Genomic DNA, 19,496 nt, shown 5'->3' on the forward strand with positions numbered 1-19,496 from the left:
TTTCTTTACGAATTATTCTTTGAAAAACAACAGTCTGTCTCAATTTAATATGAGACAGACTGAAAAAGAGACATTTTCTAACGATAATTACTTTAAAAAAAAGAGACATTTTCTCAAGTTATTGACAATTTATCATTTGTCATTATTTTCTATTTCTTAAATTTTAATTAAATAATTGGATATATGACTATATTATGATATACTAATTTATATCTTTTAAGGAAGTGTGCTCATGAACAATTTAAACATTATTTTAGCATTTGCCGGTGGGATCTTGTCTTTTCTCTCACCTTGCGTGTTGCCCTTGGTTCCAGGTTACATCGGCTACATAACTGGTAGTGCTATACACGAGTTGGATTCAAAAACTCATAAGACAAATACTATCGTAAAATCACTTTGGTTTGTATTAGGTTTCAGCCTGATTTTTATCATTCTGGGTGTATCAGTTACAGCTTTAAGCAAAATACTTTTTCAAAACAAAATTGTATTTCAAAAGATAGGGGGATCGATCATAATAATTATGGGTATCCACCTTACCGGTTTGATTAAAATAAAAAAACTGTATCAAGAAAAAAGACTCATCGAATTCAGCGGAAAAATCACTAACCTCGGACCATTTTTTATAGGTATGGCATTTGCTGCTGGATGGACTCCGTGTATCGGACCCATACTTTCTTCTATTCTGATATTTGCTGGTAATACCGAAACCGTTAGCACAGGAATTTTAATGCTTGTTTTCTATTCTTTGGGATTGGCTGTTCCATTCTTGCTGGTGGCTGCATTAATAGAAAGATTTTCATATTATTTTAAAAAATTCTCTAAATATTTGCCCTATGTATCAATTTTCAGCGGAATATTGCTCATAGCCATGGGTATTCTGATATTTACTGACAATATAGGAGTTATAGGCAACTATTTTGATTTTATTGATTATTTTTAAATTTGGAAGGTGAAAGAATGAAAAAAAACAGAACAACTTTTATTATTATAGGACTGCTTATTATCATAGCATTAGCCTTGGGTTATTCACTTATAAACCAAGATGAAAAATCAGATATTGGAAATCAGGTTTCTGATACTAATGACAATGAAGTCACGGAAGATCCAAAAGATGAAGGCACCAGCGGCGCATTATCGGACGAACCGGTTCCTGCACCTGAATTCGATTTAAGTGACCTGAATGGTAATACTGTCAGCTTGTCTGATTTCAAAGGTCGGTATGTTTTCTTGAATTTTTGGGCCAGTTGGTGCGGTCCATGCAAGGAAGAGATGCCTGATATGGAGCAGATACATCAAACTTACGGCGATGAAATTGAAATATTAGCCGTGAATCTTGGTGAAGATGAAAATGTCGCAGAAGGATTTAGAGATGACTATGGGTTAACATTCAAAATCTTATTGGATCAAAAGAAAGAGGTTGCCATGACTTATCAGGTAACAGGTATTCCCACTTCGTATTTCATCGATAAGGAAGGAAATATTGCATATGGGTACATGGGAACCATGAGCTATGAACTAATGGAAGAATACATATCTCAGCTTAAAAAAGAATGATCAAAAAGTCCTAAGGGGCAACACATCAACTTTCGTTAACAGTTGCCCCTTAAGACATTGATTCATTAGTCATACTATTTCCTTTCTATGGCTAATGGATTTTCACAAAGTACTTTCGTTGGGATCTTTTACACCAGAACTCGGTACAATACTTCTTTTGCTTATCTATTACGTAAGACACGCAATAAATAAGACTTGTCTGCATCGTTACCTAAAAACAATTCTGATTAAATTTGCTGATCTGTAAATTCGTTTTTTAAGCGAATAACAAACCGAACATCTTTAAAATCCTAACTATTTACTTTGTATTGTCATTATAACACCATCCTTATTGTATGTAAAGGCATTTTTATAATTTTATCGTTTTTTTATTCTATATTAGAAATATCGTAGGTATACATATATGTCCAATTTGTCAAAGTAGCCTGCTCATCTATTTTCCATTCTCCTTTTATTCCATTTGCTGCGGCCTTTAACTCGAAATGGCTCATTGCTATACCCATATCCAGGTACCTCATTTTCAATGAGGTGTCAACGAGGTAAAAATGAACTCTATGCTCATCCCAGATTACTCTAACTGGTTGCTTGTTCATAGCTGACGGAGCCCATCTTACACCTTCCAATATTTCTCTTTTATAATTCTCCTTAATTTTTTCGAAATTTCCTGTAAAGAAAGTCTCGTCAAAGTCTTTTCGTTTTCTTTTTGTCCCTGAGATCAGAAAATCCCTTATGCGTCTTCCCTCTCCTTCGTAACCAACTGCCAAAATTGCTGGTATAGATTTGTTCAAACTTCTATCCTTCTCCATCGCCTCTATAATATTGCGTTTCGAAAATGAACCACCCAGCCAACAAGTCCCTATGTCTAGATCCACCAGATTCAAAGCAATTTTTTCGAGTATATAACCGTAATCAATAATCGCATAAGGTTCATCGCTGACCCAGCCGGCTATAGCTCCATATCTCCCACTTAAAAACCCATAGGTGACCACATTTTTAACTTCACCGCTTAAGTTTTCAGCAATAAATTCAAATTTTATGTAATTTCCACCTGGTCCAGTTTCAGCTTCTTCCAAAATACGAATTATTTCGCTGATTTTCTCCGCCTCAATAAAATTGTCCCTATATTTTCTAACAGATTTTCTTCGTTCGATCGAATCCATGTCAATCCCTCCAGCTCGTCGATTTTATTACGAGATATATACCTAGAATTATTCACTTCAAACAAAATATTTGTTTCCGTCTCGTCAAATTGAAATTCTAGACATGAATATGAACTTTTTAGCAAATTTTATATAGATTTTTTTATCTCTGTATGTTATATTATTTAAGTGTTGATGTGGGGGTATAGCGCAGCTGGGAGCGCGCCTGACTGGCAGTCAGGAGGTCAGGGGTTCAAGTCCCCTTATCTCCACCAGATAATTTACCATCTTTTGATAAAACTATTTATCATTAGGTGTTTTTTTTATTTGCGCTGAAAAGGCTTGATATCAAAGGATCAGAGAGATTTTAAAAGAATTTCAGTTCGAATTCTAGCCGCTATTTTTATTAGATATCAAGATTGAAGTTTGAAATGATGTGGAAATTCTCAACTATAATCGTTGAACATTAGACAGGTGTGTGCACTTTTTATCAAATCGTTGAACATTTGAGTAATCGTTGAACAATAGAAATCTAAACTTGAATGTAAATACTGATTAACTGGAGACAGTTGAGAGTACAATCAGGTGTCTAACAAATTTTACAAATGAATCTTGACACCTCCAATCAAAATATATAAAAATAAATCTTAATCAATTATTGTCCGTAAAGTGGAGGTCTATAGATTCTTGTAAATACTCATAAAATTCACCATAAGGGAATCTCGTTCTAAACTTGATTATCTCTCCGAAAGATTCTTTAAATTTGAATACCATTTTATGTTTTCTCTCTTTATCGTTGTCCTGCTATAGTAAAGTTGTAACACCCGTGATGAGTTTGATGATATAATTCAAACTTGAAAAGGGGTTATGATAATGGCAAATAACAAATATGATCCAGTCCTTCGGGACAAGGTGATCCGACTTCATTTAGAAGAAGGACGAACTATCAAAAGCTTAACTGACGAATACAACCTGGGTAATGGAACCTTGCAATACTGGCTTAGAAAGCACCGTGAAGAATGCGAAAACAATCCTCAACTTAAGACTGAAACCGACCAAATGCTCGAAATCAGACGTTTAAGAAAAGAGCTTGCTGAGACCCAAAAGGAAAACGAATTCTTAAAAAAGGCAGCAGCATTCTTTGCGAAGGAAATCGACTAAAAAAGTACGAGTTTATCCGAGAGTATCATCTTGAATTTGGTATAAACTGGCTTCTAAACCGACTCAATCTTTACCCAAATGATTATTACAACTATCTGAAAGACCGAAAAGCGGCCTATCGTCAGCAAAAGAAACAACTGAAGCATCAAATACGAAATTTATACCACGAGCATAATGGAGCACTTGGCTATCGAATGATCTGCGACTTATTGAATCGCAAAAACATCGAGTGTTCTTATGGTACCGTTTATTCGTACATGCGAGAAATGGGCATTAAAGCAATCGTTCGTCGCAAGAAACAGCCCTACCGAAAGGGCTATCAACATCACATATTTGATAATCTAATCGGTCAGGAATTTTCATCAGAAAAACCCAATCAGATCTGGTGTACTGATTTCACCTATCTCCAGCTGAAAAATGGCACCAAACGTTACGATTGCAGCATTATAGACCTTTACGACAGAAGCATTGTTGCTACTTTGAACGGCAAATGGATCGATGCAAATCTTGCCATTCAAACAATGGAAATTGCTCTGTCTACGAACAATATCAAGGAAAAATTGATCCTTCACAGTGACTAGGGTTCGCAGTTTGCATCTAGAGAATTCATAAGCTTCTGTGCTGCTCATGAAATTACTCAAAGCATGAGTAGAGCCGGCAACCCATATGACAATGCTCCGATGGAGCGCTTCTACAATACAATGAAAACAGAGTTCATTTATCATTACACGTTTGAAACAGATGAAGATCTAAACCAAGGTGTCTATGAGTACGTCTTCGATTGGTATAATCATCGAAGACCGCATACATTCAATGGCGGAAGAACGCCATTTGAAGCACGGCATTCAAACTAACATGAGGTATTACAATTTTGCTTGACTAGAACATATAAAATTAATTATTTCCATGGAAGATTTTTAAATTTTACACAGATTTTGTTACACTACCACTAAAATGGTCCAGGCATCCATAAAGGCTTGCTCTAAAACTTTGACCTCCACTTTAACGTGGGTGCAATACATCTGTTTAGGCAGAGGATCTTTTCTACGACTGATCACACGTGGATTTTTCGACCATCTTTTCTTCATCGGTGGAGTAAACATCTTATCCTTTATTGGTGTCCCCCTTTTTCCATGAAAGGTCTTGCACCTCCAGAATCGATTCTCATAATTATCAAAATCCTGAACAAATGTATTATTGCAAACACCGCAAATGATTTTCCCAGTAAAAAGAAATCCTTGTTCGTTGTGGTATCTTGTTTTTAAGTGATACTTATCGCAGTAACTCTTTTGCCTTTTGATCTCTAGTTGCACCAGTTCCCACAAATTCTCATCTATAATTGCTGGATGGCTGTCTTTTAAATAGTACTGTGGCAACTCGCCTTTATTCGTTACCCGGCGTTTTGTAATAAAGTCTGCATTGTAGGTCTTTTGAAACCGGGTATCTCCTTTGTATTTTTCGTTTATCAGCACCTTTTTCACATGATCGGCACACCACCCTTTTCCACCAAAAGCCATGGGGACGTTCTCCTCTGTCAGCTTACTGGCAATCTGATAAGTCCCCCAGCCATCAAGAAAATCTTGATATATCCTTCGAACGGTAGCTGCCTGCGCCTCGTGTATGATAAGCTCACCCTTGTTGTTTTTCGTATACCCTAAAAACTTTCCCGAAGGAATACTTTTGATATCTCCACGTTCGTACTTTCTTCTTATCCCCCACTTCACATTTTCAGATAGGTTCAGGCTCTCATTTTGAGCCACAGCTGCAATCAAGGTTATTAGAAGCTCACCCTTCGTATCTAAGGTATAAATGTTTTCTTTCTCGAAGAAGATATCCACCTTGAGTGATTTAAGCTCCCGGATGTTTTCCAGACACTATAAAGTATTTCGACCAAATCTGGACAGACTCTTTGTTATGATCAAATCGATGTATCCCTCCTTTGCCTTTTGCATCATCTCTTTAAAAGCATCCCGCTTTTTTGTCTCCGTCCCAGATACCCCATCATCGGCATAGATATCAACCAACTGATAATCGGCTTTAGAGTTGATGTAGTTTTGATAGTAGTTAACCTGATTGTAAAAGCTGAGGCGTTGCTCCTGGCTTTCAGTGGAAACTCTACAATAAGCCGCCACTCGCAATTTCTTGTTAGCTTCTTCCCCCTTCAGATTCTACGGGAGCGGGTATAAGACGGTAACTTTTTTCTCTTTCATTTTCCGAGTGCACCTCCTTTACAATCATCGGCTTTGTGATGGGATTGTCTTTTGTCATCTCGCAGAGTATCATCTCATCGATTCGAATGCCCCGACAGGTTGCTTTCCCTTTAGATAAATACGTTCCACATGTCCAATAGACCTTAGAACTAGGTTGCAGCGAACGTCTGAGCATTGCCCCACAAAGACCACAGCGCAACAGCCCCGAAAACAAATACTTCTTTCTCGCCCGATCTTTTCGAATTTGTTGTGCTCTCCCCCAATCGTACTTTGAGATAATAGCTGGATGTGAATCTTCAACCCAGTACTTATCCTCTTCCCCCTGGTTTGGTACTTGTTGTCCTTCCTCGTTAACATAGCTCTTTTGCATCAAGCTAGAGCCGATGTATTTTTCGTTGGAAATGATTCTTAAAATCCGATGGCCTTCCCAATCGTGTTCTTTCAAGTAGGTGGGTACACCCTCGACGTTTAAAATATACGCAACCTTTTCAGCGTTTTTATGGATTAGAAACAATTGAAAGATTCTCTGAACAATGGCTACTTATTTTGGAACGATGACTAGCTTCCCAGATTTATCTTTCTCATATCCAAGTAATCGAGCTGTATCCACCATGACTTCTCCTCGCAAGTACTTCTTTATAAGCCCCCACTTCACGTTGGAACGAACTGACTTTCTCTCTTCTTCAGCAATACTTGCCAGAATGCTTAGCATCAGCTCGCCTTCACTTCGAAGTGTATGGATGTTTTCTTCTTCAAAGACAATCCCCACCCCAATGTCCCGTAGCTCCCGAACAATTTCTAAGAGCATGAGCGTATTTCGAGCAAAGCGAGAAATGGACTTTGTATAGATCAAATCTACTTTCCCTTCCCTGGACTTTGTAAGCATCTTTTGAAACCCAGGTCTTTGTTTTTTCGCACCGGAAATACCGGCATCAGAGAATAATCCAATAAATATATATTGAGGGTTTCCTATAAACCTTCTATTATAAAATTCACTTTGAGAGTTAAACGAACTCAGCTGTTTGTCATGATCTGGGGAGACACGCACATAAGCGCAAACACGTATGGGATCGAAACTCTGGATGATAGACTTCTGATTTGAAATTTCTTTTATTACCTTACCTTTAACCATGTACCATCCCCCTTTTTCTTGTATTAATGCCTCTGGAAAGCTCATAAGTCAAGAGGTATTTGAAACGCAAAGACAGACTAGCTTTTTACTGGCTAGTCTGTCTTTTATCATTCATTATTCAAGGTTTGTTCATTTTTTATTCAAGGTTTGTGATATCAACTTTTTTCTATATCAAATCAGCGTTTACCCTTTCACCCAGGCTTGAACCATTTTCACTCCTTCCGCAGCATTTGTAGTGAAAGCGTCAGCACCAATATGATCACAAGCTTCTTTTGTTACAGGGTTTCCTCCAATAATAATTTTGACAGAATCACGAACTCCAGCTTCTTTCAAAGAATCCACAGTATCTTTCATGGATTCCAACGCTAAGGTCAAAACTCCACTCATGCCAACAATATCTGGATTGACTTCTTTTATTTTGTCAATAAACGCCTGTACCGGTACATCAATTCCCAAGTCGACAATTTCAAAACCGGCTGCTTCTGACATGCTCTTGAAAATGTTTTTTCCAATATCATGAAGGTCTCCATGAACAGTACCAAGGACGATCGTTCCAGCTTTAGTGGAAGCTCCTGATCCAATTGCTGGCTTTAAAGTATCAATAGCCTCAGTTAAAAGTTCTCCCGCAAATATCAAGTCTCCTACAAAGTACTCTCCACTTTCAAACATATCTCCTACAACTGCCATGCCTTCCTGGCAGGCAGCAACAACTTTATGTGCTTCTTCTTCCGATGGGTTTGTTGCTATAAAGTCATGTAGCATTTTTAACACCTTTTCTTCTTCCAATTCTCCTATTGCTGTAGTTACTTCTTTTAAATTGATCATTGCAAATCCTCCTAAAATATTTTAATTTTATATTTTGTTCCAGAGCAAATAATTAGCTAATCAACATATACTCAAAAGCAAACAAAAAAGATACCCGTACTTCATCAACTTCAGGCAAAAAATCAAGATCCTCTTTCACCTCTTGCATAAGATCTGTAATGCTTTTTTCATACTTAGGCACAATCATTTCCTCCTTAATATTTTCCATAGGAATGCACAAATTCATTAACTGCTATTAGATTCTCTAATTTAACATCCCCTGGTGTTAATAAGGCTTTATCTGTGCAAAACATAAAACCTCCACCAGGTGCACATTTATCAATTACTCTTTTAGCTACTTCAATGCACTCACTTTTCGATGCCCTTAAAGTCCCGAGCTCTATCCCACCACAAATCGCTAAAGTATCGCCTATTTTATCTTTGGCTTTAAAAATATCATCTTTCTCAAGTAACGCAATCGCAAAATCTTTTGGTACTTCATTTATGAAATCATATAAATGTTCCCAATTACCCTCCAGATGAAGAATTGCTTTTCCTCCTAACTCAGCTGTTTGATTTAAGACTTCTTTAAATGAGGGCCAGTAAAGCTTTTCAAATTGTTTCGGACTTAAAAAAGAAGGTGCATGCAAAGGAAAATACACGAATGGATAGGATTCTAAGTTTTGCTTTCCTTGCTTAATATTTTTCATCATTACCGGTACTAAAGCATTGGTCGCCTCAATAATTTCCTCAGGTCTTCTTCTAGCATCCTGCATAGTTTCTTTAAAACCTCTGTAATAATCCATTATTACATCAAATGGAGCTTGTCCAATTCCGCTGACCAGAGTTGGTATTCCGGAATTTTCTTTAATGTATTGTGCAGAATGTCCTATTCTCTGCAAGTAATCCAAGAACATGTTTTTAGCTTTTTTTAAAATTTCAACATTTTCTGGATAACTCTTTCTAAGTGCTGAGTATTTTCTTGGAAATATTTCGTCAATCGTAAAACTCATTGGATCATGGATTAGTTTTGGGTACTCATCTTCATTCATGAAGACGTATTCTTTGTGTTGTATTGTTACTCCATCATCAGAATAGAAGTATGCACCTCCACCTAATAATTCATACATTTCAACGTCTCTACTAAGACAACTAAACAGAGTTCCGTCATAGTAAATATTTTCAAATGGTTTATTGAAACACTCGAACTCTTTTTCTTTGTCATTTATTATATCCTCGATTTTCATACCAGAATAACTGACATTCCATGTTTCAGCATTCATTATCACGGGTACATGATCTGGTTCCTCATGTGAAAATGCTTTTGTTATCCGCTTAATTCTGTCCTGATACATTTGATCAGATACTTTCATAGTAACCTCCTTAAGTTTATATGAATATGCTGATTCCTAACTTATTAGTGTATAAAGCAATCCAAACACGATTTGTGTTCGATTTTGTTGATCTTTTTCCCAAGAATTATCCGCGATCAATTCTTGCAGCAGTTCCATTATTGTGTATTCTTCGTTTTTATTGTTACAACTCATGATATTTCCCCCCACACGTTATTTTTTTCCATATTCATTAGCAAACTCATATACTGCCAATAGATTTTCATTATTAATGTCCTTAGATGATACCAGCGTCTTGTTGTGCATAAATATAAACCCACCTCCAGGAGCAAAAGTATCAAAACATTTCTTTGCATAATCTATGCATTCTTGCTTTGTTCCATATTTGAGAAGCGATAGCGAAATACCTGCACATATAGTTTGATGTCCCTTTATTTTTTTGTAGGCTTCAAATGGGTCGTCTTCATCAATTTGAATGAATACAGATCCTCTGGGTAATTCTTTGAACTGATCCAAAACAGGCAACAGTTTTCCCTCACCAAGAATATAGTATTTTGCACCAGCCTCCAAATATGGACCGATGTATTCTTTGAAGTAATCCAGATAATACTCTTTGAAGTTATTTGGCGAAAGAAAACACTCCGCGTTGATAATATTCAATCCAAACGGAACCAAAGTGTCACCAAAACTCGCTTTGATTTTTGGTACATCTGTCAAAAAGTGACCCATTTCTGCTGATTGTCTCATTATTGCGTCACAAGCAGCCTTTACTTCTTTTGGTCTTCGTCTTAAATCGGTAAGAGCTCCTTGCATACCTCTGAAATAGTCCATAATACTGCTAAGAGGTCCAAAATAAAAAGGTGCTTCAGCAGAGAAAGTGTTTTTGTCAACAAGCCTAACGATTCCCAGTTCATCCATTCTGTTCATAACGATTTGTTGCATAATCATATTGTTAAGAAAAGGGTTAATTGATGCTTTTAAACATTTCATCGCTTCTTCTTTTGGCCTTCTAAAAATTGGGATCTGGGTTTTTAATAACGTTTCAGTTTGTACCAGAAAGGGATCCTTGATTATATCCGGGTAGAACTCTGGTCCAAGAAATTCTTCAATTCCTTGAGAATGAGTTACCGCTGTGTCATCATTAGCTAAAGCATATTTATTGGATTTCAACTCTTGAAATACACCTACAGGTATCACGTTAACGCCAAACAAAGATAAGTCAAATTCAATGTCGTCCAATATTTTCATATAACTTTTTGCATTTAGTTCAGGATCGTGCATTACTTCCTTTAATGTGACACCTGCATAAAAATATGGCCAATTTGTGTACTGGATTTTTACTGGTACTTTTTTCGGTTCTTTAAAATCTAGAGTATCCTTAATACATTGCATTCGCTCTATCATCTTAGCATTCTTATTTCTTTCCATATTTTCCTCCTTGACATTAATTTTTATATTTTTAGCAAAAAAATATGCTCAATTCAACAATGATTCGTAACAAATTGAAATCGAGTGATGATTTTTGCAAAAATATGCTCATCAGATCTTTGATTCAGAATTACCTGATTGGGACGATTCAAATTGCCGGTGTAATAGCTGTTTCTTCTAGACAGTCTAAAAAATTAGAAACTTTTTCTGTTTATATTGAATATAATAAACCCTGTATCAATTACAAGGTCAAGCGTATTGCCAAAAAAAATGCGCCTTTCGATTTTCTGAAAGACGCATACGGGTTTTTATTCAATTATATTTTAAAGTTTTAAACCTGCCTGATAACCTTCCTGAATCGCAACAAGAGCGTTCCCTGCCTTTACTGCACTTCCCACTACATAAACTTCCTCACAGTTTTCTTTTGCTACATCCTCTAGAGGATTATATGCCTTATATCCAAATGCAGAGACTACTGTTTCTGAAGGGATTGTAACGGCAGTACCTGTTGAATCTTTATAGGTCACACAGTTTTCTCCAATTGCAGTAACTGTTGCGTTGGTTATAATCTTAATTCCTAATTGATGGATATGTTGTATTAAAGATATCATATTGACTGGAAACATGTCAGAGAGTATTTGAGAGCGCATCTCAATGAGTGTAACGTCACGATTCGTCTGTGCAATGAATTCGGCCGTTTCTCCTCCGACTTCTCCACCACCACATACTATTACTGGACCTGACTTCACATCAGAGATTCCATATAAAACATCTTCGGCAGTAAGAACATTTGTTCCATCAATTCCGAAAATTTGTGGCGTTAGAGGTCTCGATCCAGTTGCAATAACAATTGCTTCCGGTTTTTCCGATTTGATTATTTCATCGGTAACTTCTAACCCCATCTTTATTTCGACACCAAGATTTATACATTGCTGCCGATAGCTTGAAATAACTCCTGAGAGATGCCCCTTCCCCATTGGATACCCTGCAGCTCTAAAAGCACCGCCAAAATGCGAGTCTTTATCAAAAATAGTAACTTTATGGCCTCTTTGAGCTGCTGTTCTTGCTGCCATTAAGCCTGCCGGACCCGCACCAATGACCATAACTTTTTTTGATGATTCTACCTTGGATAAGTCGTTTTCTACTTCGTTGACACAACGCGGATTCACTAAACATCCTACTTTTCCAGTAAGAACACCTTCTTCGCACCCTTGTAGACACGCAATGCAATTATTAATTTCATCAAATTTCCCATCTTTTGTCTTATTTGGTAGATACGGATCTGCAAGTGAAGGACGTCCCATTGCGATGAAATCCGCCTTGCCCATCTTGATCATAGTATCTGCAATGATAGGATCGTGAATCTTGTTGACAGTTATAATTGGGCATGATACGAGCTCTTTAATTTGCTTTGCAGCATCCGTGTTAAACGCATTGTCTGCGAACATATTAGAAATCGTGTGATGTTCAGGATCTGAAGCGTATACGCCATTTGAGACATGAATTGCGTCCACACCAATTTCGTCAAAATGACGGGCTAAAGCATAACTTTCCGCCTCTGTGCGACCACCCGTCACATATTCATTTACTGACATACGAACTATTACAGGATAATCATAACCAACGTTTTTTCTCACTTCAGTATATATCTCGTCAAAAAATCGTACACGATTGTTGAAACATCCACCGTATTCGTCTGTTCTTTTATTAATGAAATGTGATAAAAATTGTGCTATGAGATATCCATGAGCTGCATGAATTTCAACTCCGTCAAATCCAGCAATTTGGGCACGTTTTGCTGCAGCTCCGAATGCCTTTACAATTCCATCGATCTCTTCTACAGTGATCTCCCTTGGCATATTCATTGCCAAAGGATCTTTAATAGCTGATGGAGCTATTGCAGTCCCTTCTACATTTGCCATTTTCTGTTTTCCTGCATGGTAAATCTGGCAAAATACTTTTGTTCCATAATTGTGTATGACGTCTGTAAATTCCTGATTGCGAAGAATTTGATCGTCATTGTAAAAACCTGGAATACGATCATAACCTTTGCCCTCTGCGGTGACGCCGTAGTCCTCAGTTATGATTAATCCCCAACCTCCTTTTGCTTTTTCCTCATGGTACTTAATGAATCGATCTGTTAAAGTCCCATCTGTATTGCACACATTGACCACCATTGCCGGTACGACAAGACGATTTTTAATTGTACAATTTCCGATTTTTTGTGGTGTAAATAATTCTGAAAACATTTGTATTACCTCCTTTAATTTTATCACCAGTATACATAATGATATAATTACAGAGTCAAACAAAAGTTTTAACATTAAATATCGTGTTATTTTTAACAATAAAGCCAATAAATAATATATAAAACTAAAATTCATCCTACGATAACGATAAAAAGCCTATAATAGTTATAGGCTTTTTATCGTTATTGGAATATAGATTTCCATTATTCTGCGATAGTGCTTTTGTTCATTACCTCTTCCGATCAGCATGCCTGATACTGGTCCTACCTGATGATACCCACTTTTTTTCAAGTAATGAATAATAGGCTCGATACTTGTGCTCGCGTCAAAAGTTCCAATTTCCCCCATATCAATCATTGTACACAAACATATCTGTTCTGGCACTACTCTAAAAATTCCCTCATCAGGAGTTTTTAATGCATCATGGTATCGGGTTTCAATTGCGTACCACCACTTTTGATAATTTTCTTCAAATTCAACGCGCACATCAAAAAATGAGATATTCTTATGCGAATAAATAAAATTATTCATCGTTTCCGAAATATTTGATTTTTTGTGAGTGTCTCCAACCGCTTCATTTGATAAATATAAATAATGAGCAGGAATCATATCGACCCAAAAATTCATTAAATTATACCTGCACAAAGTTAATTTTTTCCCATACTTCTCAATTCTCTCCATTAAGAGACTTTTCATGTGAATCTCACTTTTTAAGGATTTATACAATTTTTGTATATTTTCATTTAAGGTCACGTAATAATTTTCGTTAACCATCTGATTTATATCACCAATATTAATTCCCCACTCTTTATATCTCATCGCGTCAAATAACGCATATATATCCATAATGGTGTAATTGCGATAATTACCATCACCAGATCTTGTGGGTGATATTACACCGCATTTCTCATAGTATCTGATCATTTGATCCGATAGATTTGTCATTTTTGATACTTCGCCTATTTTATAGTACATAAATTCAAACTCCTAATAATTATTTATATTATCTCAGCATTTTCTTACAGGTTATGAACAAATTAATTCAATTTGTCAACTATAATCTCTAGACACATGCAATTCAAAACATTTCTTATTCTCTAAATTAAATGACTTCGAAGAGTTAAAAGTCATGGGTTATATAAAAAAGGTTCAGAAGTCTTTTTTTCAATAGGTCTTATAGAAAGTCACAATAATTATTTAATTAATAATTCAGTCGTATATCTGAACTATTATTTATGTCATGCTCTGAAAGAACCAATGTTTTGGTAATTTAAAAGTGCAGTAATGGCAGCATGGATTTTATTGGATCTTAAACGACAAAAGCCTACTTTTTCTGTAATCTAACGACTTAATCACTCACGTGACAATTTGGATAAGTTACAATTGCTTAAAAATTCGTCCTGCTAAGTTTTTTAATATTATATATTTATTACAAATATATTGCAACGTTTGCTACCGGAGCCATTAAAAAACATACCGCTGGTATTGCGAATGCCATAAAAAATATAGATACAAATCCAGCCGATAAGTTATCTTTTGTCTCCCACCATCCATAGTGCTTGTTTAAAAGCATTTCAGCATTAAGTCTTATCCAGAAAAAGAACGCCGCCATCATAATTGTTGGGAGCATCACTACTGTTGGATTATAACCCATTGAAATACACACTTGCGTTGCAATGGTTATTATCACAGTATAAGAAAGCATTTGACCATTGACAAACACATTAGAAGTCATAGCTGCTATAAAACATGCAACAACTGAAAACATATATGGATTTAAACCTGAAAGAACAGGTTCTAAGACAAGTGCTAACATATTCCCAAGACCCGTGTTAGTAAATAAAAGACCTAAGGTAGGCAAAAACATTATTGTAAAGACTAAAAACATGGGTATACGATTAAACACGTCATTAACTGGCACAGTACCTATTACTGGCAACAATGAAAGTGCTGCGAAAAGCAGCGGAACAGTAGTGCTATTTCCACCAAACACGAGAAGCAAAATCATTGATATCATGTAAAATATCCACTTGATTTCAGAGCCACCTATCGGTCCAAGTTTTTTTAAAGAATCATCAATATAGTCATTTGAGACTGATTTTGGGAACTCAGATTTTTTTAATCCCATGAACAAAATATGAATTAATGTTACAGGGATTAACGTTAATAGGATTGCTACTCCGCCCATGATTGCCCATTGTGCATATGTTATGGTGTAAGCTCCACCTGATGCAGTACTCATTAAATTTATTCCAAAAGCATTCCCGGCAGGTGCACCGTTTATTAATGCTGCGCCTCCTATATAAGCTGCTGCGGGTATTAGCGTCATTACTATACGACCGTATTTCGATTTTCCAGGAACCTCTCCCATAGTTAACAAAAGACCATTCATGATACCGCTCATCATTATAAGCACTGCATTATTTGAAATCAGTGCTGATAGAATCGCTGTTATCGAAAATATGACAATTAACATGCGTGTAGGTTTTTGCCCAAAGGTTTTAAGTAATACTAAAGCTATGCGCCGGCCAATAGAAGTAGTCTCTGCACCTAAACCAACAACCATCATAGCAAATAGTTGTAGAAATGCTGATGTTCCTATTTTCATTTGAACATCTGGCCAAGTCCAAAAACCAAGCCTCATTCCAATAAGGGGTATAAGCATTGCCGTAATAACAATTGACCAAGGTGATATGATTAGAATCAATATCGTTGCTATAAAAAAACCTAAAGCGAGACCTGTGTTGTTACCGAAAGTCTGTAGAGGCAATTTGGATCCTAACAAAAGAGTTATTCCAGCTGTAAATATTGCGATTAAAATTTTTTTTGAATAAGGGACTTGAGTTATTTGACCATTGATGTCGAAGAAAGGCTCTCTTATTTTGTTTTGATCCAAATTATCGTTCTTCAATTTATTAGACATTTGTAATTTCTCCTTCTATATCCTTTTGTTTTTGTTTTTCACGACATAATTGAATAACTGTTTTGGTTAATTTCTTAATATCTTGTAAGAGTAGTAGAAATAAATTATTCTTTATCTAATCAAATGCTTGATTAGATAAAGAATAATTGTTACAATTGTCTTTCAGTGGGCTTATGTCGTTGACTTCATAATATAACCATTCACTTGGCTCATTGGACCAAGTGAATGGATTAATTATGTGGCACGAAATCAAGAAACAATCATTAACTTTTTGCTAAAGCCATGATAAAAGAATTTACAATATCATCTTTCATTTTCTCATCTTTTACATCAACCAAAACTTCATTCTTGAATCTTTGAAATAATTCGTTCATTTCCGATTTCTTTTCCATCTTGCTCACCTCAATATTTCCCATATTCTTTAACTGTTTCAATAACTGCTTTCAAATTATCGGCTTTAGCATCACTTAGGGAAAGAAGTGACACATCAGTGTCTACAATGAATCCGCCTCCATCTGCACAATCATCAATCAATTTTTTTGTGTGATCAATACATTCTTGTTTCGAACCAAATGCCAATAAGTTTGATGGTATACCCCCGCATATCACCATCTTTTTCCCTAATGATTCTTTAAATTTTTTGTAATCGCCTTTTTCCATTGAGCCTATAATGTACTTATTATCTGGTAAATCTTGTAATATATCGTAATAGGGTTCCCAGTTGCCTTCCAAGCACAGAGCTGCATAGATTTTATTGTCAATGCAAAACTCTAAGGTCCGCTTAAAGTATGGATAGAAAAATTTTTCAAAATCTTTAGGTTTTAGAAATGGTGCTATGTGCATAGGCCAAAATACACCATGGCCATCTTCAAAAGGTTGAAATTTTTTATATACATTTTGTTCAAAATAATTCTGTAGTGAGTCTGCTGCTTGTTTCACATCCTCTGCTTTTCTACGAAGATCACCCATCATTCCAGAAAAATCTCTAAAGTAATCCATAATCCAATCAATGGGATGCAGTAACCCCCCTTTCCCCCACATTACAGGACAACCGTACTCTTCAATTTGTTTATGTGAATTTATTGCTGATCCCATGTACCAGATAAATTTTTCATAAGAAACTTTTAATGCTTCGAAAGCTTCTTGGGTATTTCCGTTAGATAACATTTCAAATTTTCTAGGAAATATTTCATCTCTACAAAACCCGATGAAATCCTTTGTGATCTCTGGATAATCTTCAACTTGCATAACGTGTGCATTTAAGTTAGATGCTTGAATCCCTTTATCTGATAATGTATATAACCCACCTCCTAACTCAGCTGTTGCAGCAAGAGGAGTAACATTGTTAAGATTAAAAACTCCATCGTAATCGAACTCATCAAAACCTCTTTTGTATATTTCAGCTGCAATTTCAGGTTTCGTTTGGTAAAATTCTTCGAAACTATACCCGTAATATTCAACAAGCCAACCATACAATTTGGGGACAACTGGAACGCGATCTAATGTACTATCTCTATCTAGAGATTTTTTTATTCTATTAATTCTCTCATTGTACATATCTCTTCTATTCATCTTTTTAATCCTTTCTATATCATAATGGAAATGCGAAAAGTGATAATCGCTATCGAAAAACATCTAAATTAAAAAAGTTCCGCTGATATAAAACTATATTATCTATCGTATTGATTATTCACAATTATTGATTATATCAATGATCAAACTCTCCTTTTTTTGCAAACATCAATAATACAAATGCTACAACTACACAAATTGCATGAATACTATATGCTCCGTTATAAGTTCCCATAACATCGAACATGACCCCAGTTACTGTCGGCCCGAACATTGCTACTAAATTGAAAACCATAAATCCAAAACCATAAACTGCTCCAATCTGTTTTGCCCCACAAGTGTAAATGATATATTTCATAAAAAGCGGTGGCCAGCACCCATGTCCAAAGGAAAACAATACTGCAAATAGATATAGTACAGAAACACTGGTGGACGAAGTAAAAGTCGTTGTTAATAAAGCTGCTGCTACGAGGCAAGCAAGACCAAATAATGTAGCAATTTTAATTGATATTTTATCTGTTAAAAATCCAAAAATAATTTTTGCTGGTATTTGGCTCAAACCAAACACACTCACAACTCCTGCAGCCAGAATTGGATCAAAACCCCTCGACTGAATATTAGCATTATATGTTTGGAACATCGATAAATCTGCAAACATATACACTGCAAAACCTATCGTAACGATCCAAAAGCCACTCGTTTTGATTGCTTCTGATAATGTCAAGCCAGGCATCTCTACTTTTACTTGATTGTCCTTTTCAATAATTGATTTGACACCATCGGGAAACTGACCAATATCTTCTGGTTTGTTTTTGATGAATATTATTGCTAACATCAACATTACTATAACTGGAATCAAACATAAAAAGTACGTTGTAGAATAACCTCTACCAATAATTGACTTAGCTACAATAGGTGCTGCAAACATCGCAATAAAGCCGCTTCCTGCACTGATTATTCCATTTACCAGACCTCGATATTTGACGAACCATCGTGCTGCAATCGCCGATGTGAGCAGTGGTCCAGTAATTGCTGCTGCTAAACCTAAAAAACCATAGCCTAAATAGAATATTGGCATTATTTTCGCTGTTCCCAGAATTACATAGCCTATGGCTAAAATGGCAGTTCCCAATAGTGCAGAAAAACGAATCCCTTTTTTGTCAACTATTTTGCCGACAAAAGAAGCCCCTATTGCAGTTACAAATTGAAATACGGTGGCACTGAAAACAAAGCTTGTAACCGAAACTCCTAAATCACTTACTACTGGAGCAACAAATAAGCCAAAGTTCATAATAGTAAAATAGGTTCCTAACCCGATGAAAATAAATGCTACTGCAGTCATAATCCAACCATAATACAGTTTTCTATTCATGATTGCTCTCCTTTCAATTTCTAAAAATGGTATAAAAGTCAAGATTCGCTAGAGCTCGCTCAAAATGTTATTGTGATGGCCTCACACCATAATATTCATTCGCACATCTTGTGATTTCATCATTAATAACGTTTACATTGGGACCGTAGTAAGCCCCAGACACAGGCACCCATCCTCCTCCCGGAGCCATAATTTGAAAGGTTTCTTCAACATGTTTTTTTGCATCTTCGGCATTTAAATCTGGCAAATCAAGCAATTGTGAATTGAATCCTCCAAAAAAAACTAACTCTTTACCAAAACGCTCTTTTATGCTTGTGAGATTGTTACATGGATGAGTCGGATCTGTAGCTTTGACTCCGATTTCAATTAAATCTTCCGCTATGCTTGCCCAATATCCACAGTTATGGTGTTGATATATTACTCCCCTTGATGTGACTGCTTCAACAATTCTACTTAGATGGGGTTTGAGCAGTTGTAATCAGTCAAGTAAACTAGGCCATTTTTCGCCACGAACTAGGCCACTATTTTCTCACTCTTTATCTGTGTGATCATTTATCTTTATAGAATGGATTTTCTGTGTTTGAGTCTGTATCCATCACC

21 protein-coding genes, 1 tRNA gene and 1 pseudogene are annotated in these 19,496 nt (G+C 36.1%); 6 read left to right on the top strand and 17 right to left on the bottom strand.

Features of this window, described 5'->3' with window-relative positions; translation table 11 throughout:
• The first annotated feature begins 232 nt into the window (after positions 1-232).
• Together IWB18_RS11000 and IWB18_RS11005 are read left to right on the top strand one after the other, a co-directional pair.
• Positions 233-940, top strand: a complete 708-nt coding sequence (locus IWB18_RS11000; RefSeq protein WP_195683676.1) for a cytochrome c biogenesis CcdA family protein — start codon at positions 233-235, stop codon at positions 938-940.
• Between the two features lie 17 nt (positions 941-957).
• Positions 958-1,554, top strand: a complete 597-nt coding sequence (locus tag IWB18_RS11005) for a TlpA family protein disulfide reductase (protein WP_195683677.1) — start codon at positions 958-960, stop codon at positions 1,552-1,554.
• A 368-nt stretch (positions 1,555-1,922) separates the two neighbouring features.
• Here IWB18_RS11005 and IWB18_RS11010 read toward each other — a convergent pair whose 3' ends face one another.
• Positions 1,923-2,714, bottom strand: a complete 792-nt coding sequence (locus IWB18_RS11010) for a nitroreductase family protein (protein WP_195683678.1) — start codon at positions 2,712-2,714, stop codon at positions 1,923-1,925.
• Positions 2,715-2,892: 178 nt separating this feature from the next.
• Here IWB18_RS11010 and IWB18_RS11015 point away from each other — a divergent pair.
• The 4 genes from IWB18_RS11015 to IWB18_RS11030 all read left to right on the top strand — a co-directional run bounded on the left by IWB18_RS11015 (position 2,893) and on the right by IWB18_RS11030 (position 4,708).
• Positions 2,893-2,968: transfer RNA gene (locus IWB18_RS11015), tRNA-Ala, on the top strand.
• Between the two features lie 598 nt (positions 2,969-3,566).
• Complete coding sequence (locus IWB18_RS11020; protein WP_195683679.1) at positions 3,567-3,854, top strand: transposase; 288 nt, start codon at positions 3,567-3,569, stop codon at positions 3,852-3,854.
• A complete protein-coding gene (locus tag IWB18_RS11025; protein ID WP_332310689.1) occupies positions 3,830-4,435 on the top strand; it encodes an IS3 family transposase in 606 nt (201 codons plus the stop codon). Before IWB18_RS11020 ends, IWB18_RS11025 begins: the two co-directional genes overlap by 25 nt.
• 51 nt (positions 4,436-4,486) lie before the next feature.
• Positions 4,487-4,708, top strand: a complete 222-nt coding sequence (locus IWB18_RS11030; RefSeq protein ID WP_332310690.1) for an integrase core domain-containing protein — start codon at positions 4,487-4,489, stop codon at positions 4,706-4,708.
• Between the two features lie 84 nt (positions 4,709-4,792).
• On the opposite strand, the gene IWB18_RS11035 is transcribed toward IWB18_RS11030, so the two are convergent.
• The 16 genes and pseudogenes from IWB18_RS11035 to IWB18_RS11100 all read right to left on the bottom strand — a co-directional run bounded on the left by IWB18_RS11035 (position 4,793) and on the right by IWB18_RS11100 (position 19,368).
• On the bottom strand, positions 4,793-5,578 hold the full coding sequence (locus IWB18_RS11035; protein WP_332310691.1) for a recombinase family protein: 786 nt from the start codon (positions 5,576-5,578) through the stop codon (positions 4,793-4,795).
• A pseudogene (locus IWB18_RS12725) lies at positions 5,552-5,986 on the bottom strand (recombinase family protein); the annotation flags it as partial. The gene IWB18_RS11035 and the pseudogene IWB18_RS12725, both read right to left, overlap by 27 nt.
• A gap of 13 nt (positions 5,987-5,999) precedes the next feature.
• A complete protein-coding gene (locus IWB18_RS12730) occupies positions 6,000-6,599 on the bottom strand; it encodes a recombinase family protein (protein WP_332310692.1) in 600 nt (199 codons plus the stop codon).
• 6 nt (positions 6,600-6,605) lie between these two features.
• Positions 6,606-7,196, bottom strand: coding sequence for a recombinase family protein (locus tag IWB18_RS11050; protein WP_195683684.1), 591 nt, complete (start codon positions 7,194-7,196; stop codon positions 6,606-6,608).
• 183 nt (positions 7,197-7,379) lie between these two features.
• Positions 7,380-8,021: a cobalamin B12-binding domain-containing protein gene (locus tag IWB18_RS11055; protein WP_195683685.1), complete on the bottom strand. Its 642-nt coding sequence runs from the start codon at positions 8,019-8,021 to the stop codon at positions 7,380-7,382.
• Between the two features lie 52 nt (positions 8,022-8,073).
• Positions 8,074-8,202 carry a hypothetical protein gene (locus tag IWB18_RS12655; RefSeq protein WP_269747935.1) on the bottom strand — a complete coding sequence of 43 codons (129 nt, stop codon included), beginning with the start codon at positions 8,200-8,202 and terminating at the stop codon, positions 8,074-8,076.
• Between the two features lie 13 nt (positions 8,203-8,215).
• The gene (locus IWB18_RS11060; RefSeq protein ID WP_195683686.1) at positions 8,216-9,373 is read right to left on the bottom strand and encodes a uroporphyrinogen decarboxylase family protein; all 1,158 of its coding nucleotides are present in this window, start codon (positions 9,371-9,373) and stop codon (positions 8,216-8,218) included.
• Between the two features lie 36 nt (positions 9,374-9,409).
• Positions 9,410-9,547, bottom strand: coding sequence for a hypothetical protein (locus IWB18_RS11065; protein WP_195683687.1), 138 nt, complete (start codon positions 9,545-9,547; stop codon positions 9,410-9,412).
• Between the two features lie 18 nt (positions 9,548-9,565).
• Positions 9,566-10,780 (bottom strand): uroporphyrinogen decarboxylase/cobalamine-independent methonine synthase family protein, encoded by a 1,215-nt coding sequence (locus IWB18_RS11070; RefSeq protein ID WP_195683688.1) that lies wholly within the window; start codon positions 10,778-10,780, stop codon positions 9,566-9,568.
• 323 nt (positions 10,781-11,103) lie between these two features.
• Positions 11,104-13,029 carry an FAD-dependent oxidoreductase gene (locus IWB18_RS11075; RefSeq protein WP_195683689.1) on the bottom strand — a complete coding sequence of 642 codons (1,926 nt, stop codon included), beginning with the start codon at positions 13,027-13,029 and terminating at the stop codon, positions 11,104-11,106.
• Between the two features lie 165 nt (positions 13,030-13,194).
• Positions 13,195-14,004 (bottom strand): MerR family transcriptional regulator, encoded by an 810-nt coding sequence (locus IWB18_RS11080; protein ID WP_195683690.1) that lies wholly within the window; start codon positions 14,002-14,004, stop codon positions 13,195-13,197.
• Between the two features lie 454 nt (positions 14,005-14,458).
• Positions 14,459-15,952 (bottom strand): SLC13 family permease, encoded by a 1,494-nt coding sequence (locus IWB18_RS11085; RefSeq protein ID WP_195683691.1) that lies wholly within the window; start codon positions 15,950-15,952, stop codon positions 14,459-14,461.
• A gap of 263 nt (positions 15,953-16,215) precedes the next feature.
• Entirely contained in the window at positions 16,216-16,344 is a 129-nt protein-coding gene (locus IWB18_RS12660; RefSeq protein WP_269747933.1) for a hypothetical protein, read from the bottom strand.
• 10 nt (positions 16,345-16,354) lie between these two features.
• Entirely contained in the window at positions 16,355-17,524 is a 1,170-nt protein-coding gene (locus tag IWB18_RS11090; RefSeq protein WP_195683692.1) for a uroporphyrinogen decarboxylase family protein, read from the bottom strand.
• A 136-nt stretch (positions 17,525-17,660) separates the two neighbouring features.
• Complete coding sequence (locus IWB18_RS11095; RefSeq protein WP_195683693.1) at positions 17,661-18,896, bottom strand: MFS transporter; 1,236 nt, start codon at positions 18,894-18,896, stop codon at positions 17,661-17,663.
• Positions 18,897-18,963: 67 nt separating this feature from the next.
• Positions 18,964-19,368, bottom strand: a complete 405-nt coding sequence (locus IWB18_RS11100; RefSeq protein WP_195683695.1) for a uroporphyrinogen decarboxylase/cobalamine-independent methonine synthase family protein — start codon at positions 19,366-19,368, stop codon at positions 18,964-18,966.
• Positions 19,369-19,496: the final 128 nt, after the last annotated feature.

This window comes from Alkalibacter mobilis, assembly GCF_015594845.1.
Classification (GTDB): domain Bacteria; phylum Bacillota; class Clostridia; order Eubacteriales; family Alkalibacteraceae; genus Alkalibacter; species Alkalibacter mobilis.

Excerpts from the sequence above, each read along its gene's own strand:
- IWB18_RS11000 (WP_195683676.1), top strand. The coding sequence starts at position 233 with ATGAACAATTTAAACATTATTTTAGCATTTGCCGGTGGGATCTTGTCT.
- IWB18_RS11005 (WP_195683677.1), top strand. The coding sequence starts at position 958 with ATGAAAAAAAACAGAACAACTTTTATTATTATAGGACTGCTTATTATC.
- IWB18_RS11010 (WP_195683678.1), bottom strand. The coding sequence starts at position 2,714 with ATGGATTCGATCGAACGAAGAAAATCTGTTAGAAAATATAGGGACAAT.
- IWB18_RS11020 (WP_195683679.1), top strand. The coding sequence starts at position 3,567 with ATGGCAAATAACAAATATGATCCAGTCCTTCGGGACAAGGTGATCCGA.
- IWB18_RS11050 (WP_195683684.1), bottom strand. The coding sequence starts at position 7,196 with ATGGTTAAAGGTAAGGTAATAAAAGAAATTTCAAATCAGAAGTCTATC.
- IWB18_RS11055 (WP_195683685.1), bottom strand. The coding sequence starts at position 8,021 with ATGATCAATTTAAAAGAAGTAACTACAGCAATAGGAGAATTGGAAGAA.
- IWB18_RS11060 (WP_195683686.1), bottom strand. The coding sequence starts at position 9,373 with ATGAAAGTATCTGATCAAATGTATCAGGACAGAATTAAGCGGATAACA.
- IWB18_RS11065 (WP_195683687.1), bottom strand. The coding sequence starts at position 9,547 with ATGAGTTGTAACAATAAAAACGAAGAATACACAATAATGGAACTGCTG.
- IWB18_RS11070 (WP_195683688.1), bottom strand. The coding sequence starts at position 10,780 with ATGGAAAGAAATAAGAATGCTAAGATGATAGAGCGAATGCAATGTATT.
- IWB18_RS11075 (WP_195683689.1), bottom strand. The coding sequence starts at position 13,029 with ATGTTTTCAGAATTATTTACACCACAAAAAATCGGAAATTGTACAATT.
- IWB18_RS11080 (WP_195683690.1), bottom strand. The coding sequence starts at position 14,004 with ATGTACTATAAAATAGGCGAAGTATCAAAAATGACAAATCTATCGGAT.
- IWB18_RS11085 (WP_195683691.1), bottom strand. The coding sequence starts at position 15,952 with ATGTCTAATAAATTGAAGAACGATAATTTGGATCAAAACAAAATAAGA.
- IWB18_RS12660 (WP_269747933.1), bottom strand. The coding sequence starts at position 16,344 with ATGGAAAAGAAATCGGAAATGAACGAATTATTTCAAAGATTCAAGAAT.
- IWB18_RS11090 (WP_195683692.1), bottom strand. The coding sequence starts at position 17,524 with ATGAATAGAAGAGATATGTACAATGAGAGAATTAATAGAATAAAAAAA.
- IWB18_RS11095 (WP_195683693.1), bottom strand. The coding sequence starts at position 18,896 with ATGAATAGAAAACTGTATTATGGTTGGATTATGACTGCAGTAGCATTT.